General features: G+C 74.2%; 1 protein-coding gene. It reads left to right on the plus strand.

What is annotated here, in order from left to right; translation table 11 throughout:
* Positions 1–180 precede the first annotated feature (180 nt).
* On the plus strand, positions 181–422 hold a 242-nt coding region (locus G3I78_RS49105), incomplete at its 3' end, for a hypothetical protein (protein WP_203616566.1).

Consider the following 422-nt stretch of genomic DNA (forward strand, 5'->3'; position numbering starts at 1 on the left):
CGGGTGCGTGCGCCCCGGCTTCCGGGACTCGTCGATTCTACGGGGGCCCGGCGTCGCGTCCCACCCCATTCCGCAGGGGGTACGTGTGAGGCGGCTGGTCGACAGCGGGGTCGCGCTTGCGCGGCGGTCGGACACCCCCACCAGGACGCCTGGTGCGCGGCCCGGCGGTAGCGTTGACCTGTGACTTTCCAGGAGGGTGGCTCGTTCGAGGGCGGGCGGGTCCGCAAGGGCGGCGGTCGGCGCGGCACGATGATCGCGGGCGGCGGGATCGGAGCCGTGCTCGTCGCGCTGCTCGTCGCGTTCCTCGGCAACCAGACCGGTGTCGACCTCAGCGCGCTCACGGGCGGCGACGGGGCGGACTCGGGCGCCTACGGCGAGGGCCAGCAGGAGGACATCGACACGTGCACGGCCGAGGAGGCGAA

The sequence above is a fragment of the Streptomyces sp. SID13726 genome, assembly GCF_010548375.1.
GTDB lineage: Bacteria > Actinomycetota > Actinomycetes > Streptomycetales > Streptomycetaceae > Streptomyces.